16 protein-coding genes and 3 pseudogenes are annotated in these 15,912 nt (G+C 56.3%); 8 read left to right on the forward strand and 11 right to left on the reverse strand.

Features of this window, described 5'->3' with window-relative positions:
* The coding region (locus QQK63_RS15440; protein ID WP_284283240.1) for a DUF6634 family protein at window positions 1–402 on the forward strand (402 nt) is incomplete at its 5' end.
* 91 nt (window positions 403–493) lie between these two features.
* Here the strand turns inward: QQK63_RS15440 and QQK63_RS15445 are convergent.
* The 7 genes and pseudogenes from QQK63_RS15445 to QQK63_RS15475 form a co-directional block, all read right to left on the reverse strand.
* Entirely contained in the window at window positions 494–1,447 is a 954-nt protein-coding gene (locus QQK63_RS15445; RefSeq protein WP_277822295.1) for a hypothetical protein, read from the reverse strand.
* A 159-nt stretch (window positions 1,448–1,606) separates the two neighbouring features.
* Entirely contained in the window at window positions 1,607–1,996 is a 390-nt protein-coding gene (locus QQK63_RS15450; RefSeq protein WP_277822297.1) for a hypothetical protein, read from the reverse strand.
* Window positions 1,997–2,022: 26 nt separating this feature from the next.
* A pseudogene (locus tag QQK63_RS15455) lies at window positions 2,023–2,226 on the reverse strand (transposase); the annotation flags it as partial.
* A 73-nt stretch (window positions 2,227–2,299) separates the two neighbouring features.
* Window positions 2,300–2,839, reverse strand: a complete 540-nt coding sequence (locus QQK63_RS15460; RefSeq protein ID WP_277822299.1) for a hypothetical protein — start codon at window positions 2,837–2,839, stop codon at window positions 2,300–2,302.
* A 352-nt stretch (window positions 2,840–3,191) separates the two neighbouring features.
* Window positions 3,192–4,583 (reverse strand): exonuclease domain-containing protein, encoded by a 1,392-nt coding sequence (locus QQK63_RS15465; RefSeq protein WP_277822301.1) that lies wholly within the window; start codon window positions 4,581–4,583, stop codon window positions 3,192–3,194.
* A 301-nt stretch (window positions 4,584–4,884) separates the two neighbouring features.
* Window positions 4,885–6,006 (reverse strand): hypothetical protein, encoded by a 1,122-nt coding sequence (locus tag QQK63_RS15470; RefSeq protein ID WP_277822303.1) that lies wholly within the window; start codon window positions 6,004–6,006, stop codon window positions 4,885–4,887.
* Between the two features lie 53 nt (window positions 6,007–6,059).
* Entirely contained in the window at window positions 6,060–6,491 is a 432-nt protein-coding gene (locus QQK63_RS15475) for a hypothetical protein (protein WP_277822305.1), read from the reverse strand.
* Window positions 6,492–6,784: 293 nt separating this feature from the next.
* Between QQK63_RS15475 and QQK63_RS15480 the strand changes: the two genes are divergently transcribed.
* From QQK63_RS15480 to QQK63_RS15490, 3 genes and pseudogenes are all read left to right on the forward strand, one after another.
* On the forward strand, window positions 6,785–7,990 hold the full coding sequence (locus QQK63_RS15480) for an NUDIX hydrolase (protein WP_277822307.1): 1,206 nt from the start codon (window positions 6,785–6,787) through the stop codon (window positions 7,988–7,990).
* An 87-nt stretch (window positions 7,991–8,077) separates the two neighbouring features.
* Window positions 8,078–9,013 (forward strand): annotated as a pseudogene (locus QQK63_RS15485) (IS5 family transposase); the annotation flags it as partial.
* Window positions 9,014–9,057: 44 nt separating this feature from the next.
* Window positions 9,058–9,372: pseudogene (locus QQK63_RS15490) on the forward strand (transposase); the annotation flags it as partial.
* A gap of 76 nt (window positions 9,373–9,448) precedes the next feature.
* Here QQK63_RS15490 and QQK63_RS15495 read toward each other — a convergent pair.
* From QQK63_RS15495 to QQK63_RS15505, 3 genes are all read right to left on the reverse strand, one after another.
* On the reverse strand, window positions 9,449–9,715 hold the full coding sequence (locus QQK63_RS15495; protein WP_277822309.1) for a hypothetical protein: 267 nt from the start codon (window positions 9,713–9,715) through the stop codon (window positions 9,449–9,451).
* Between the two features lie 502 nt (window positions 9,716–10,217).
* Entirely contained in the window at window positions 10,218–10,502 is a 285-nt protein-coding gene (locus tag QQK63_RS15500; protein WP_277822311.1) for a hypothetical protein, read from the reverse strand.
* A gap of 83 nt (window positions 10,503–10,585) precedes the next feature.
* Entirely contained in the window at window positions 10,586–11,758 is a 1,173-nt protein-coding gene (locus tag QQK63_RS15505; protein ID WP_277822313.1) for an NUDIX domain-containing protein, read from the reverse strand.
* Between the two features lie 326 nt (window positions 11,759–12,084).
* Here QQK63_RS15505 and QQK63_RS15510 point away from each other — a divergent pair, with 326 nt between their 5' ends.
* From QQK63_RS15510 to QQK63_RS15525, 4 genes are all read left to right on the forward strand, one after another.
* On the forward strand, window positions 12,085–12,513 hold the full coding sequence (locus tag QQK63_RS15510; protein WP_277822315.1) for a hypothetical protein: 429 nt from the start codon (window positions 12,085–12,087) through the stop codon (window positions 12,511–12,513).
* A gap of 47 nt (window positions 12,514–12,560) precedes the next feature.
* Entirely contained in the window at window positions 12,561–13,682 is a 1,122-nt protein-coding gene (locus QQK63_RS15515) for a hypothetical protein (RefSeq protein ID WP_277822317.1), read from the forward strand.
* A gap of 74 nt (window positions 13,683–13,756) precedes the next feature.
* Window positions 13,757–14,146 (forward strand): hypothetical protein, encoded by a 390-nt coding sequence (locus QQK63_RS15520; protein ID WP_277822319.1) that lies wholly within the window; start codon window positions 13,757–13,759, stop codon window positions 14,144–14,146.
* A gap of 113 nt (window positions 14,147–14,259) precedes the next feature.
* Complete coding sequence (locus QQK63_RS15525) at window positions 14,260–15,054, forward strand: hypothetical protein (protein WP_277822321.1); 795 nt, start codon at window positions 14,260–14,262, stop codon at window positions 15,052–15,054.
* 43 nt (window positions 15,055–15,097) lie between these two features.
* Here QQK63_RS15525 and QQK63_RS15530 read toward each other — a convergent pair whose 3' ends face one another.
* Window positions 15,098–15,841 (reverse strand): hypothetical protein, encoded by a 744-nt coding sequence (locus tag QQK63_RS15530; RefSeq protein ID WP_277822323.1) that lies wholly within the window; start codon window positions 15,839–15,841, stop codon window positions 15,098–15,100.
* Window positions 15,842–15,912: the final 71 nt, after the last annotated feature.

Consider the following 15,912-nt stretch of genomic DNA (forward strand, 5'->3'; position numbering starts at 1 on the left):
CTCAACACCCAGAACCTCGCCCCGCATAGCCCCTCCGCACATAAGAGACGTCGCAAACGACGTCGTTATGCACGTGTCTTAGAGCCTCACGCTGAAATCCGGCAGGCGGTGCCAACCGGGCGGTTACCCTTCACGATCCAGTGGAGCGGTAGCCTCGCCTTGGCGGGTCGGGTGCAAGACAGCCCCGAATTCGCCGATGATGAAGCAATTGTGACAAGCCCGCTTGTCTTCCTCGATCAGCAGCGTGGCATCGCCCGTACCCGGTCCCGCTGGTATCGCCTTGGCGCGATGCAGCCTGACACGGAGCGCATGCGCGGTGCCTTCAGGCCCGACCCGGCTGCGGTCGATGCCTTCTTGCGAGCGCAACTCGTGTTGCTGATCGAAGCACAGCACCTTTTTTAGGAGACCCGGTGATGATCCATCTCTTCACCGCCGATCTGCATTTCGGGAACGGCCGCATCATAGGAGCCGGTTAACTCGACTAGGATTTAGTCTAAGTCGGGCTGTCCACTGGTCGCAGGTAATCCTGTGGATAACGGAACATGTCCTGAATGTTGACCGGCGCGAAAACCTTTTCGTTCATCTCCACCTTGTGGCTCCCCATCGGATTAAGCGCTGCCACGGGAAACCCAATGCGGGGCTGCGTCCCAAGATAGATTCGAGCAACCCAGCTATTGCCTTTCATCTTTCCGGAGTTACCGATTTCGCCGAAGGTGAGGGTGGTGACCCCATTGCACCCATGCAACTGGTCTGTGTAGCCCTTAATCAATTTCGATCGATGGCCGGGCCCCAGAAGCTCATTCTCTACGAAAAGCAACATGGATTTGAGTAAATCACAATCCGCAGCTGAATAGACTTCTTCCATTTGTGCGATGGCGTCGTCCACGGTGCCGGGCTGATGCTCCAGCAATCTGTCATTCAACAGTGACGTGATGGACCCGATGTGAGGGGCGAAACCGACTTGTGTGGTATCGGGCAGCTCCTCAGATCCTTCAGCGGCAAGCTTGGGAAATATCTGACGGTTCAATCGTGGGCGCAGGACAGCGCAGAGCGCTTCCTCTTCGCTGGAGTATAGCGAAACGCATGTGCCAAAAAGCTCCGCGGTGTCCGCGCGGCGAGCAAAAACTCTTATCCGTGTATTTACGTCTGACAGGATCTCGAGGAGTACTAAAGCGTTCTTCCTACCGGTAACGCTTCCCCTAAAGCCAGCTTGGTGTTGATTGCTCCTCTGCTCAACACCTTTTCCAGCCTTACCGACATAGAGAACCTCAATCTTTTCCTGACCAACTCGTTCGGCGATCCATAAGTAGACGCTCGGTTCCTTCGTTGGCCGACTGCCTTTCACGGGTCTAAAAACCGGAGCCTCGTTGTTACTGGCCGGATCCAGTTCGATAATGTGCGTTGGGATAAACCCAAGATCTGCCAAGTGTGTAAGAGTCACCGACATGCTGATTCCTCCCGGCTTCGTTAGCGGTGGTTTTCAAATATAAGCCTTCAAAGCGGCTTTTTGTCAGACAAATAGCAAGGCGTCGCTTTTGGAAAGATGCTGAGTTAGTAGAGCTGGATTTTGCGTGGGCAAGGTTATTTTGGCGAGGAAGGGCTAGGGTCAGATGTTATCCCAGAACTCAGGCGCGTCCTGCCCTTCGTTGATGAGCGCGTCTTCAAGGGTCAAATGAGCAAGAATAAGATCCGGATCGCGTGGGTGCCCGTCCGGCGTTTCGAACCGCGCTTCGAGTTGCGCGAGCATCTCTGACCCCGGCTCAAAAGAAATGTCGATATAAATAGCGCGCGGCCCACCCTCGATCAACAGCATCTTGGGCACGAACCCTATACAGTCTGTCCAACCTATGCCCTCAGCTTCAAGCCATGCAGTCGCTTTAACGACTTCCGGCGCCGTTAAAACGGCGTAGCGATCATTGCTCCGAATATCGAGGAAAATTACATCGCGACCAAGACGGCGCGCAATCATGTCGATAGTCTCGATGCGAGTGGGCATTGGTGTCCTCTCTTTCTTATGCTCTACGAGAAGGATGGGTAACTTTCGCATAGGGTCTTCGGTGAACCATACTCCCGAGGCGCATAGTATCAATGCAACCCATTGCGGTTGATGAAGATTATGCCGCTCAAGACGCGCCGATCATTGACGCGTGGCTTGCCATTGCTATTCGGGAAGAACAGCCGGAGCCGCTCCAGTTGCTCTTCCGTCAGCCAGAATAGGTTGCTCATCATCACCCCCGTCAGTTCGGGAGCTTGAATGATTCAGCCGCAGCGATTTCAGCCAAGTCAATAGGTCGTGACCCTAGCTTTCTGGGACATTCAACACCAAAATCCTCGGCGGCCGCAGAAAAGTAGCATTAGCATGTGATGCTTCAACTTGAGAAAGCTTTTCCAGCATCCCATCCAGGTCTTCGACGGTCAAATTTAAAGGGCGCAGCCGTACATCTCGATTTTTTGCCATCACATGCTTTGCAAGAAAGCAGCAAATCGCCATAACGTATTTATAATTTTGATGAATGTCCGGAATGTGCCTTACCCTTGTGTGAGACCTGGCAAACTCCCGCATAAAATGCGAAAGATCTTTGTGCGTGGCATCCTGCATCACTATCTGGTCTTCAAATTCATTAAGGGCGTTTACTGCAGTTAGTAAGAAGTCGGCATTTTCTGCGAAAGCCGTTGCCTGGCGCTGGCGGCGCTGGTAGAGCCATCTTGTGAAAAAACTGGAATTAAAAAGAACAGCAAAGAAGCCACCTCCAATTTTTAGACTATATTCCCCTTCAAGCTCCGCAATCCTCGACAAAAATGCGACTTGTTCTGCTACTTTCTCAACTTGAATGGCCATGTTTTCCCTCATATGATGCGTTTGTGGTATAGGAATCCAAAAAAAGCGATAACCGGCAAGAGAGTAACAAGGAATACAACCGCCAGAAGCATCAGCCCACCCATAAGGGCCATAGTTATAATAATGGCAATGCCAGCATACGCCCTTTTATTATTGGGATCATCTTTTCCGCAGCGTGGGCAAGTATCCACGTCGTGCGAGATCTGTGATTTACAAGCGGGGCATGGGGTGAGGGAGGGCATGACGGCTCCTTTGTGAAATACTTCCAGTCCTTATGGGGGGCTATTTTTTGAAGTTTCCTATCGGCAGACTCCATTTTGAGCGGAAAATCAAACATCTTCGCAAGTCACTCTTACGCAGATGTTCCAGTGCTCACATGCACTTGCTCTTTGAGGAATCCAACGATGCGGTCTAAGTCCTCATTGGGTATTTTATTTTCTAGCCTTAGTTCATCAATGGTTTCCGTGGCTTTTTGCAAAGTCATCCATTCGGCTAAGCTTGGCTCTGCCTTCAGCCATTTATCGCGAATATATTTTCTGAATTCTATGATCTCCTCTTCAGAAAGTAGATCGGGACTGTATAATGCTATTAGTCTGTGCCCAAGTTGACGTAGGCGTGAATCGGAAAATTGAGAAACTATATGCCGTTTCTGCAGCCAATCAGCATCATGAAATCGTACCAGAAGATTTTTGTCGGACTCTGAATAGAATGCTTCGTAAATCCTTTCTTCCACCTGTTTACACTGCGCGTCGGACGCTCCTTTGTATCGCTTTGCCATCGCTAGGCTAACGCGTTCGCGAAACTCCGGTGCAGCAGCAATGACCGCTGCTCTCTGAAGTTGTTCGGCACTTGGCTCCCCTACGGAAAGCAGGGTCGGAGCCCTACTTGTTGCAACGCTGCGGATGATCTTGGGGGAGGAGTTGACCGCGGCGAATAGAACCTCCTCCGATGCATCGAGGAAGTCCGTCGGATCAGCAGCTTCAATGTCGAAAAAGGCCGCTTCTCCCCTATTCTGCGCTGAATATCCACAGAAGCAGCCAATATAAGCTCGAGGTTCTTGAGCGCCATAGCGCGCAACAAGGCGTTGTGGTGCAAAGCTCTCTAGTTTTCTTTCTACGTGGGCCTTACAGGACGAAGCTAGTAATTCATTCCAAAGCTGAGCGTTTCCTGACGCAATCATTTTGGCGATATGAACTGTTGCCTCTACATCTCCAAGCGCATCATGCGCGTTGTGCTTGTCAAAACCATTAAATGGTGCGAGTCGATCTAGCTTAAAGATGACCTTTCCCTTTTTATTGGTCGGCCATTTAAGAATATTAGTGTTTTCAAGGTATACAGCATGGATAGCAGGCATGAGGTCAAAGCGCGCATTCCCTAAGCTTTGCGTTAAATATATATTTGGTAGTAGATTTTGATAGAGCGTTTGCCGGAGAAAAGACTCATCAAACCTCATTGAATTGTAGCCAATCCACACTGCTGGCGCCCAGCGTTCAATCAACTCAGAGAGCCTTTCGGCAAATTCAAGAAGAGATGGCAAATTGGGATCGAGAATCTCCTCGGGGCTCACCCTTGTCACGAGAAGTGCGTGTGGTGACGGCAAGATATGAGGCGCTAGACGACAACGCATGTTGACACGAGCGATCTCAGTGAAATCTTCGTCCGTCATGATGGCTGCAAATTGTAATGGTTGGTCAAACTCGGGAGAGAGCCCTGTGGTCTCCAAGTCGTAGAATACGTACTTCATCTTTGTCTCCTGGCTTTAGTCGAGGGATAGACATAATGCACTTGTCTGACAGTGAGCGGCGGGTCCCTGAAGCGACTAGATAACCCAAGTTTTTATTTAATGAGTAGATCTTACTTGCGTGATCTAAGAGAACTCTCTTGGCAATGGGGCTCGAGTCTGTAGTTCTACTGCAATGCCGGGATAAAATTGCGTGGGTATATTGTGAAATAGCACCCTGATATCTTAATTAATTGGTCTGTAATTGTGTGTGAACTTTGATCGTCTTGGTTCTGGGGGCGCCTATGCGCTTCCAAGTTTTCTTTCAGGCGGCCTCTTCGAAGTCAAAAAACTCATGCACCATGTAAGGATTGGGGTTGCTTCGGTATGAATTCATCATCCTTTCGACAGATCCTTCGACGCGAACCCCGCAGGTACGCAACACTTCTTCGAGCTCCCTGCGCAGCCGGAGCGGAAGCTTTTCATTGTTGGCTAATTTAGCTTCGGACAAATACCAGCCAAATGGCCCCTCTGAGTTTATTGAGAACACAACCTGTGGAGCTTTGGGCGCGCTCCAGATATAAAACTGACGCTCGCCTTTGAGTGCCTCGGCGACATAGTCAGCGACGCAGTTTGAGAATTCTCGTGACGTATGAACCAATGCTTTCCCATCAGCGACATAGGTGAGGTCCGGACAAGAGAGGACTGGTGCCGGAAAAGGCAGATCGAGATAAAGTCCCTCTAGTAGGTTTCCCGGCGCTTCGCCCTCAGCTATCCGTAGCAGATGAGCGTTGGTTAGCTTGCTTTCCCCTGTGATTGCTTCGTAGGGTCGCATAAGGCTGCGATACTCCTCCATCGTCTCGAAGCGCGCGGCAGCACGAATGCCGAGTGAAGTCGGGGGAAGAGCTTGCGCGAGTTCGACCAAGTCGTCGGTTAGGGATCTACGTTGGCAGACGCCCAGAAGCGGCTGTGCGAGTTCGGAATACCGGTCCAAGAGGGTGAACAAACCGGTGTAGATTGCAGCCTGCTGCGCACAGTCCCCCAAGCGACCAATGAGGCGGATGAAGCCTGTAGGGCAGGAGCCATAGGCGTGTGCTATAAGGTGTTCGTTGCGGGACATCACGAGCCTGGTGAGGAGGTCAGCCCTCGCCATCTCATTGAGACCTGGGGCCTCGAAAGCTCCGTCTGCCTCAAGGCGAGCTAGAACTGCAAAATATACTTGTCGGCGACGCGGCTCGGTCATGACAAGCAGCATAGCGAGTGGGCCGAAGACAGCGGAGACCGCCCCTTCAAGTGAGCCACAGACTGCATTGACTAGAAACCTATTTCCGGGAACGACCTGGCAGTGTCGAGCGAGATCGAGCAACTCTGACTTCAGAGCAATCGGGCTTATGTTGTCTGCGGCACAAATGAGCTTGGTGATACGGCGGGACAAATCGATGTGCATGGCGAACCTCGCTTTGAAATGGGCGTTGAGGCAGAAGAGCGAAGAGGCCGGGGTCAGGCGGCCCACCGAAAGTATGTGAGAGGGTCATATTCCCCCGCTCGAACGGCATCCGCCGCAGCAGCACGCGCGGCGGAGAGCGTGGAATAGGTCCGGCCCACAACGGTTCCTTTCACTTTTACCGCGAACTTGCCTGGTTTGACGCGGGTGATGCGGGCGACAAGACGATCACCATCGAAGCCGCGAAAGATGTTACGGTCTTTAATGGCGCGATCCCATTCGAGGCCACATGCGAAAGTCAGGTCCTCGTGCTGGGGACGAGTTGCCTCAAATGCTTCGATAGCGTCTTGCAGACGCTGAGCGTCCGCGTGGGCGGGATTGCGGCGGGGACCACGAGCGATAACACGGGCGGCATTTGCGGCCCAAATCTCACGCTTAGTTTCGGTCATGGTGGGGATAGCGCTGATCACGTCATCGATGCGGCTCATGAGGTCTCCGTTATGTTGGGCTACATATAAAGGGAGAGTGGGGCGAGGGCTGGACATGCGAAAAAGCGTCGGAGCGCGGAGCGCGACGACGTTGATGTATCGGCGATTGCAGGGATGAGAGGTGTGACGAGGAGCGCTATGCTTCACTCAAATCAGGCGTTTCTCTTAGCTGCTGTCGACGCGCGTGTCAAGAAAAAAACTTCTGGTACTTATTTTGCGTTGAAGCATTCCTCGATGGGCTATACACGGCGTGGCCTGCTGCGAGCGGTTTACTCACTACGTAGGAGTTCCCAATGACTGAGTATGATCAGCCGCCAACAGACAAACGACCTCATCAATACAAGTTTCCAATGGTCTCAGTCGCGGCGGATGTGGCGTGCTTCACGGTCCACCCTGAGGATGGGTTGATGGTAGCATTGGCTCGACGTTCGTGGGACTCTGATGCGTTTGCGGGTTATTGGGCGCTACCGGGTGGGTTTCTCCAAGCCAAGTTGGACCGCACCATTGCCGATTGTGCCCATCGTGAACTACTGGAAGAAACTGGAGTTCAGGCTTCGCACTTGGAACTCGTTGACGTGTTTAGCGACATCGCACGTGATCCTCGGCCTGAGCGCGTACTATCCGTCGCCTTTCTTGCGATAATCCCAGACCATAGCCTTACCTTGGCGCCGATACCTGAGACCGATGTCACCGTCGCGCGCTGGTTTGCCTATGAACGGGCCATAGCGCTCGATCTTGCTTTCGATCATCGTCAAATAATCGAGGCTGCACGCACTCGATTGGCTGGTAAGATTGGCTTCGGCGCTCGAGAGCATGACGAGCCAGAGCTACTCTTCGCGTTCTTGCCTGATCGCTTCCCGATTGCTCGCGCGGAGCAAGTGGTATCGGACATAAAAGGGACGCGTCCTGAACGTGCAAACTTTCGAAAGTGGATTGGGCGGTATGTCAGGCAGACAGAACAAACAGAGCCTGCGCGGACCCGGCATGCACATCTCTACGAAAGGATGCCCATGGGGCTTCCGCAGGCAAGCAAGACGCCGGCGCCGATGTCTGTAGTGCATGATCTGGCGCGAACCCACGGCATGGCGGAATTGGCGCTGTTCACCGATGGCATGCGGGGGGCGCCATCCGCTGCGGTGGCGTTTTTGGAGCAGGTCCTCGCGCGATATGCCGATCATCCCAGCTATTCTATTAAGGTCACGCGGGTCCCCGACTTACGGATCAATGAGCGCCACACGGGGCGGGTTTTGTTGACCCTGACTTGGCAGGTTCGCAATCAGGTTTTTGCCTGCACAGCGCTGGCATCAAAATCGTCGTTGGAGCGAGGTGACTTTGACGAGCTGAAAGCTTGGAACGGGAAGCCGCACCAAAGCGCCTTTCGCTTGGCCGCCGGCCTTGATGACTTGCCACGTGTGGTAATCGCCCTTGGCGAGGGATTAGCGGTTCTCGAGCGTCGCATGAGCTCCAGGCCCACACGTACAAATAGAATCCAAAAGTAACTATTAAGAACGTATAAACCGGCAGTTTTGATCGGCATTGTTGCGGAACTCTCGTCGTGAATCCATGGGGTTAGACGGGCAGCATGAGCAAGCCCAAGCCCCCCCCGATACCGCACCACCAACTGGTCCGCCTACAACGCTGAGCTCAGGAAGCGCGGGTCACTGCTGATCTGGCTGGACAAGGAGATGGCTTGGCACGCGCCGCATGAGGGCCGTGCGGGGCGCCCGCCGGTCTTCTCGAGCGCGGCGATCCAGTTCTGCCTGTCGATCAAGGTGCTGTTCAAGCTGCCGCTCAGGCAGACCGCCGGGATGGTTGCAAGCCTACTGCGGCTGGCGGGGCTGGACTGGCCCGTTCCGGACTACTCGACGCTGTGCCGCAGACAGAAGACCCTGAAGGTGCAGATCCCTTATCGTTGTGCCAACGGGCCGCTGAACCTGCTGGTGGACAGCATCGGCATCAAGTTCCTGGGCGATGGGGAATGGCAGGCCCGCAAGCATGGCGTTCAGGGCCGCCGTCAATGACGCAAGGTGCATCTGGCCATGGACACCGCCACTTCGGACATTCGCGCGGTGGAATTCACCCCCAGCTGGGAGGGCGACAGCCCCGTCCCGCCCGACCTGCTTGGCCAGATCCCGCAGGACGAGGAAATTGGCACCGTGACCGCGGACGGCGCCTACGATACCCGCCGCTGCCACAGCGCCATCATCGCGCGTGGCGCCACGGCGGTCATCCCGACCCGCAAGAACGGTCGCCCGTGGAAAGAAGACTGCCCAGCCGCCCGGGTGCGCAACGAAACCCTCCGTGCAACGCGCCATTATGGCCGCGCGTTCTGGAAGCGTTTGACCGGATACCACGCCCGCAGCCGCGCAGAAGCCAAGATGCGGTGCCTCAAATCCTTCGGCGAGCGCATCGCCGCAAGAGACCCCGACCGCCAGACCGCCGAAATCCAAATCCACGTAGCCCTCATGAACCGCTTCAACTCGCTCGGCACAGCCGAGGTCGTCCGCGTCGTCGGAACCTAAACGGGAAAGGGACGTCACGCCTCAAGCCGCTTTTCTGCAACAACGCCGATTACATCGGCGCGCGGGCATTGCTGGACGGCCTGCCTCTGGCCGAACATCTTCTGGCCGACCGTGGATACGATGCGGCCTGGTATCGCGAAGCCCTTGAAGACAAGGGGATCAAACCCTGTATTCCGTCGAGGAAAGGCCGCGAGGTCGCGATCCTACACGATGAGGCGCACTATCGAAACCGCCACAAGATCGAGAACAGCCTCGCCCGCCTCAAGGACTGGCGACGGGTCGCCACCCGTTATGACAGGTGCCCGAAGGTCTTCCTGTCCGCATGCGCCTTGGCTGCCATGGTCATGTTCTGGTTATGAATCCTGACCCTAAACTAAGAAACGGCTTTTAAGTAAATTTGAAATTTCCCGCAAAATCCCCCCCCCAATAGACTTATTAAACCGCGTTGCGGTATTGATGGTAATAGCGAAGAAATATATTACAAACTACAAAAATACCTGCAGCATGCGAAAATGCAGCCCAAACAGAAACAGTTCCATCTACAGGGCTACCACCCAAAATGAAGCTGCCAGCGACGACCAAAAAGAAACATAAAATAGCGCCACCAAACAGACTTTTAGTCATGTTGCCGAGCCGTTGTTCAAACTCTAGGTTAAGCCACGATGCCAACCCCACCGCCAACACCGCCAACGTAATAGCCATGTGAAATCCCCGCTGATGTCATAAACGCTCGACAAAATTTCCCCGAGCAATACAGTTTGGCACTGCGCATACTTATATACAACTCTCAAAGAGAATCGCTCAAAATTCTATTTTTTAATCGGATTACCCAGAACGTTTTTTGCGCCATATTGCGCCTGTGCTATGGCCTTCGCATCGTTGCCATTCTGTGCTTGTACCACTACGTTCCGCGCAGTTCCGTTCGGAAGTTTTACCATTATCTCAAAATTCGCCATTATCTCTTGCTCCGTATGAGTCCGCCTTATTCATGCAAATCGGGCGAAGGTGTTGCGTGTTCCTTAAAGCAGTGCAGACTCATCCTTCGATGCCAAAGCCTCAAACAGCTACAAACGCCATCTGAGATGAAATACTACCGCCTTTCACATCGCTGTTCAACAATTGTGCTAATCCCCAACTCTTGGACAGCGTTCCGGTTAATTTAATCTATTACCCGCACCTGCGGATCGGTTTCGACGATGGTGAATTAGACCACAGCGGGCGGCTGTCCACCATAGGCCGTGTGAGGCCGAACATACAGAGGCGACATCAACCGAGGCTCATGCCCCTTCTGAAGGCAAAAGCGCCCAACGTGATGCGCCCCGCCATAGGCTTCCATCACGATCACGCAGGGCGCGAGTTTATCAAGAAAGTCCAGCAGTCGATGCTGCGGCAGTCGTTTGCTAAACACGACTGCACCCGTGTCATCCAGCCCAGCAAAACTGTGACCGGTCTTGCCTAAGCCAATGCCCAGAACCGTGATATCTATCATGTGCTCTTCTCTCCGCCTATGCCCGCCACGATAGCAGCGTTCGATGGGAAGGCAGTTCATCCCATCAGCTCAAAACCCGAGCGTCACTGGGTCAGGAGGGTCATGGACGATCGGCCAAGCACCTCGTCGAGCCTGTCGAGATCTTCCTCGCCATACCCCAAATGGAAGGCCGTCTCGTGCGGACCCGTGTTCCATTCCTTCACACCTGACAAACCCACAGCCTTGAGGGCATCTTGCTTCACGAGCGCCGTGCAGAAGAACACTTCTTTCCGGGGCTGCCACTTCAGCGTCATCAGGACCCGTCCTGTCCGTTCGTCATCGATCCGAAGGTCTGGCACCTTTGTCACTTTGAGAAGGTAATCCCGGTGACGACCGTAGGTGGCGACGATCCGGGTCAGCATCCGAACGGCCGCATCGGGTGCGGAGGTTAGTCCGGAGAGAAGAAGTTCGAAGTTCCGGATCCGCTGATCCTCGGCCAACTTTCGCAACCTGGCCAGCGCCGGCGAAAACAGCTCATCATCTTGGGCCGGGTCTGCGCTTCGGCGACGATAGACGGCCGCCGGCCGGGTCGTGATGGCCCAGGTCGCGCCGGTCGGTGTGACGAACTTCTCGATGTATTTTCGGAAGTTGCTTTTATCGACATGCTCCCCTTTCAACGCCTGCATCACGCCCTGCGCCTGAGAGAGTGTGAATTCCTCGGGCAGGAAGGCGAACAGGAGATCCGGGCTCTCGTCACCCTTGCGCGCAAAACTCATACTGTCCGCGAGCTTTCTTCGGGCATCGCGAATGATCTGCGCATGATCGAATGCCAACTCGAGCCCACTCAGAGCTTCGAATGGAAACCATCTCGCCTCGCTGACATCCGTGTCAGGAACCGGCGCCAGCGCCACCTGGTCACCCGTAACAACGGCGAGATGCGCGATCGAGATCACGCGCTCCGGGCGCGGATCCCTGCCTTTCGCGCTATAGACACCGACCAGCTCCACATGTGGCCGGTCCGCCGCGGAGAACGGGGGGACAAGGCCCGCCTCTTCGGAAAGCTCCCGCAAAACGCAGGATGTGATATCGTCATCCTCATAGGGCTTGAAGAACCCGCCCGGCAAAGCCCAGGCGCCGGGAAACGCATCGGAGCCTTCATTTCTCCGAACAAGCGCAATCTGTAGGCCCCCCTTCTCTGTGACATGGAAGACGGCGATGTCGGTCGCGACCGACGTCATGGGGAAAGGGTAGGTGTAGCCTGATGTCGGGCCTGTCATGGGATACTCCACGTCGTTTGGTGTGATGCGCCGGAGTGGTCACCGGGCTGATCAGCACCTATCTACCATCAATGTCACATAATACAATTAAGATATTTTATCCTTGACCATATTAGCGCCATCCTGTAGGAAGGCGCTCGTATCTCCTGTTTGCAAGTTTTGCATGCGTACCCCTTTGCTGTTTATAAACTAGGCCGCCAGTCTGACTGGCGGCCTTTTTTTATCAGCCCACCACACACCCCTTCGAACAGACAGCATCTGCCATGTACGCAGAACGTACTCTTTTTTACATAGTGTAACTAAACTACCTATTAGGGAGACTGTTCATGACCTATATCGACGACATCATCGCCAAGCTTGACACGCTGACCGACAAGCAGCGCGCAACCTGGCAACTGAATGCAGAGCGCGTGATTGCCCGCGGCCCCCGCCGCAACGCAGCCTACGCACCCGGACTGCGGCTACGCGACGCGATTGCCGCGTTCGAGGCAACCCGCCCCGATGAGGACGCACTCATTGCCGCGTGCGGGCTTGACTGGGATCGGGTCATTGCTGGGCGGACCACGTTCCGTGGGTATGCCGGTACGCGCCTGGTGGCCCGGGTCACCCGGGTTAAGCCAGCCACGTTCGCCGTGCAGGTGAACGGGAAAACGCTGGCACGCACGTTTACCACACTTTCCGCCGCGCGCGCCGCCGCGGCCGAAGCCCACATTACGGACGTCCGGGGCTCGCAGCCGGGCACCCGTGCCGCCTGACGCCTGCCACAACCCGTCGACACACACCCTTTGAAGCGAGGTTCGCCATGAAAGACACTCTGTCCCACCGCATTGCACACCTGGTTACGCACGCTGACAAACTGCGCTCGGTGGAGCTCAAGACCGAGATGCTTGACCTGGCCAAACTGTGCCAGGTGGTGCCCGGAAACGCGTTCCTTCTCAGCACCCTGTGCGGGCAGATGGAAGAGGCGGTGACGGCCGCCTTTGGTACGCTTGGCATGGTGCTGGTGATGACCGAGCCGGGCCGCCGGCAGGTGTATTTTGCGGTGCTGGCCCGCCTGGAAACCGACGGCGCCTTTGCGGAGCCGGGCCTGACAGAAGCAGGTCGGGCCGAACTGCTGACACAGATGGTCACGGCGGGCAACGAATCCCTTATCCGTTACGCATACGGCACCTGCCCGCCCGGGTTTGTACGGCTGGTGGCGCGGTTTGGAGAATGCGCCCGCAAACCCGAGATTTACGTGACCCTTTTTGAGATCCTGACCGCAAACCCGGAGCTTGCAAAGCCCCTTCTGGCGGCCTGTCAGGGCCGGGTCTTGAGTGATGACCTAATCCTACTGATGCGCGAACTGCCTGCGACCCGGCTCGGGGTGCGCGTGGCAGCCCAGATTGGCGCGTTGGGAGATTACAAGGAATTGATGCGGCCCTACCGGGTCGTCGCCGGGGCGGAGCAGCTAACGGAAGAGCACATGAAGCGGATTGCAAACGGCGAGGCCCCCGGGACCCTTTTGAAAGGACTCTACCTTGAGCGCGTCTTTCCGGCGCCGGTGCTGGATATTCCGGGAGTGACCCACATTCCAGACGGGCAGACACTGTTCCGTACTGCTCGCGAGTTTCACAACTGTCTGCGCGACTATGTAGCCGAGGCCCTGAACAACGAGCGCCAGTTCTATATCTGGAGCAAACCCGCGGCGCCGGAGGTCGTGTTTGCGATCGACAGCGAAGCACCGTTCGGCTGGTACTTGTCCGAGAGCCGACTGGCCGAGAACGAACGAGTGCCGCGGGTGCTGGCCGAAGAACTGGCGGCGTTGCTTGGCGAGCACGGTGTGCGGATTGATCGCTCACTCGAGCGAATGATGGAGCCATTTCTCCGTGAAGAAGATGAGCCCGACTTTGACGCCTGGTTCAACCTCGACATGGCCGCCTGAAACTGCGCCGGGGACGATACCGTCTCCGGCCATCCCTCTCCGCTTTCGTTCAACATAACACAGGGAGCAAACCAATGCCCGCCCGCATCGAAACCATTGACGCGATCGCACGCAGGCTCGGCCGCGACGTAATCTTCCTCGACATTCGGAACTGTAGGGACCGCCCCGCTCGAGATCGGCCAGAGATCGTCGAGGCCACCGCCTGGCTCGACGCCGAAGGGATCGGCTGGACAGCCTGCCTGAGCTTCGCCCCTGGGATGCTGTTGATCGAAGGGGGTCCACGGGCGATCCACATCGAAGCCCCTTTTGAGTCAGACTCACCGATGCTGGCAAAGCTTGAAGCTAGGTTTGAGACGCCAGACGGGCGCCCCCGCCACCCGGATCTCATTCTCACACTCCTTACCCTTGAAGACGCGCTTATCAACGCAGAGCAGGATGCGCCTGGTTTCTGGGACCGGATCTGACCCCACCAGGTCCGATCAGAGTCCCCGCGCTCTCGCGAAACCCCGACTCTTGTCCGCCTCGGCAGCCGCAAACGTCTGACCACCCCCCGCCGTCTCAAAAGGAGATCTACCACATGCCCAAGACCCGCATCCCCAACACCGTCATTGCTGACGACGCCACCATCGCCCGTGCCTGCGAGCGCTACCTCAACATGCGCGAGTGCCTGCCGCAGAACGCGGTGGTCGAAATCGACGATATCCTCGCACGACTCCCCATCGATCCGCGCAGCGCGACGGCCGCTCAGGCTTGGCGCGCCATGTGGGACAAGCCGCTCTATGCAAACACGAAGGTCGCCACTGGCAGGCGGTGGGTCGCAGAGCTCGAGCCCTTCATGGATAGTGCCTGGGAGACCTGGGGCGCGGACCCAGAGCAGTTCGTGATTACTCGGATCGGGCGCGGGCGCGACGCTGGCTCGTTCCAAGTGGAGGGTGCCCAGGCGAAAGAGGTCCGTGCTGCGACCGGAACCTCCGTGCATCGCCTTTATGCGATCCAGAACGCAGCCGGTCTTCTGCGTGGTCTCGCCGCTCAGTCCGACACGCCAGTGATGAAGTTCTGGACCGAGCCGCTCGACACCCTCGTCCCGGATCTGCGCCGGAAGCTCGGTTGGGGTTGGGGCCCGATCACGGCCCTGCACATGCTGACGGATTTCGGGGTGGCCTGCAAACCGGACATCTGGGTCACGCGCAGCCTGCGCCAGTTCGGGATCTGGTCGTCGCCCAGCGATCAACCCTCCGACGACGAGGCGCTCGCCATCAATCACGCCATCCGCCAGATGGTCCTGAAGACCGGCGAGCTGACCCCTGCCCGGCTCCGCCGGATCGACATTGAGCTGATGGCCTTGTCGCGTTACGGGGTCATCGCCCCGTGACCTGACACCGGAACCTCGCTGCCGGTATCCTTGGGGGATGGACTTATTCCGTCCGGCGCCAGACACCGATGCTGGTATTGCCGAGGATCCCGAGCCGATCAGCATACTGCGGCCAGCACGGTCGCGTGTACCAGTGCGCCCCCCCGGCCCCACCGTACAACAGGCAATCCGGCCGTCCGGCCGGGTTTCCAAGAACAGCTTCCGCAAACGGCTCCTCTGGGTCCGCAAAATCGGTCCAGTTGCCCCCGAAGCCGGTTCCTGGCTGAATGATGGCAACCGTTCCGGGAACAGCGCCGTTGCCGACATAGAGGGTCCGGAATGTGGCAACCCCGTCGGCGCAGAGGAACAGGAGACTGAACCGTTCCGGCCCATGGTCTTCCGAGAGCTCGGCATCACGTTCCAGAACGATCCATTCACAGAACGGAGGGCGCACCCACCCTAACGGCGGTCGACGTAATCTTCCGGTGGGGATGACCGGTGACCACCCGTTTGGTGTGAGTTCGGTCTCGAGAACCGGCCGATGGCACAAGACGCGGTAGCCAAGGAACCCCGGCTCCTCCAACGCAGCGAGTAACCCGCTCCGCTCTTCCCCGTAATCCACATAGACGAAACTATGGTGGTTGCCGCCTAGATAGGCGACCGGGTCACCATCAAAGCCGGAACTGGGGTAATACAGGGATCCCGAGAGAAGGTCGTGCAGCGAGACCGGGCCCTGAACCATCCGCTCCGGCGTCATCTGGACGAGCCAGTCAGGCATTGGCTGAACAGGAAGATACGGGATCGGCATGATGAGAACCCTTGGCGACTGTTGCTTCAGACCGAGCTATTCACCATCGCCGAAACGAAATCTTTCATCAA

Source organism: Roseicyclus marinus, assembly GCF_030163795.1.
In the GTDB taxonomy this organism is placed as follows: Bacteria; Pseudomonadota; Alphaproteobacteria; order Rhodobacterales; family Rhodobacteraceae; genus Roseicyclus; species Roseicyclus marinus.

What these genes read in the sequence shown, in the direction of transcription:
- QQK63_RS15480 (WP_277822307.1), top strand. Translation starts at nt 6,785, where the DNA reads ATGACTGAGTATGATCAGCCGCCAACAGACAAACGACCTCATCAATAC.
- QQK63_RS15445 (WP_277822295.1), bottom strand. Translation starts at nt 1,447, where the DNA reads ATGTCGGTGACTCTTACACACTTGGCAGATCTTGGGTTTATCCCAACG.
- QQK63_RS15465 (WP_277822301.1), bottom strand. Translation starts at nt 4,583, where the DNA reads ATGAAGTACGTATTCTACGACTTGGAGACCACAGGGCTCTCTCCCGAG.
- QQK63_RS15500 (WP_277822311.1), bottom strand. Translation starts at nt 10,502, where the DNA reads ATGATAGATATCACGGTTCTGGGCATTGGCTTAGGCAAGACCGGTCAC.
- QQK63_RS15530 (WP_277822323.1), bottom strand. Translation starts at nt 15,841, where the DNA reads ATGCCGATCCCGTATCTTCCTGTTCAGCCAATGCCTGACTGGCTCGTC.
- QQK63_RS15510 (WP_277822315.1), top strand. Translation starts at nt 12,085, where the DNA reads ATGACCTATATCGACGACATCATCGCCAAGCTTGACACGCTGACCGAC.
- QQK63_RS15520 (WP_277822319.1), top strand. Translation starts at nt 13,757, where the DNA reads ATGCCCGCCCGCATCGAAACCATTGACGCGATCGCACGCAGGCTCGGC.
- QQK63_RS15515 (WP_277822317.1), top strand. Translation starts at nt 12,561, where the DNA reads ATGAAAGACACTCTGTCCCACCGCATTGCACACCTGGTTACGCACGCT.
- QQK63_RS15470 (WP_277822303.1), bottom strand. Translation starts at nt 6,006, where the DNA reads ATGCACATCGATTTGTCCCGCCGTATCACCAAGCTCATTTGTGCCGCA.
- QQK63_RS15460 (WP_277822299.1), bottom strand. Translation starts at nt 2,839, where the DNA reads ATGGCCATTCAAGTTGAGAAAGTAGCAGAACAAGTCGCATTTTTGTCG.
- QQK63_RS15475 (WP_277822305.1), bottom strand. Translation starts at nt 6,491, where the DNA reads ATGAGCCGCATCGATGACGTGATCAGCGCTATCCCCACCATGACCGAA.
- QQK63_RS15450 (WP_277822297.1), bottom strand. Translation starts at nt 1,996, where the DNA reads ATGCCCACTCGCATCGAGACTATCGACATGATTGCGCGCCGTCTTGGT.
- QQK63_RS15525 (WP_277822321.1), top strand. Translation starts at nt 14,260, where the DNA reads ATGCCCAAGACCCGCATCCCCAACACCGTCATTGCTGACGACGCCACC.
- QQK63_RS15505 (WP_277822313.1), bottom strand. Translation starts at nt 11,758, where the DNA reads ATGACAGGCCCGACATCAGGCTACACCTACCCTTTCCCCATGACGTCG.
- QQK63_RS15495 (WP_277822309.1), bottom strand. Translation starts at nt 9,715, where the DNA reads ATGGCTATTACGTTGGCGGTGTTGGCGGTGGGGTTGGCATCGTGGCTT.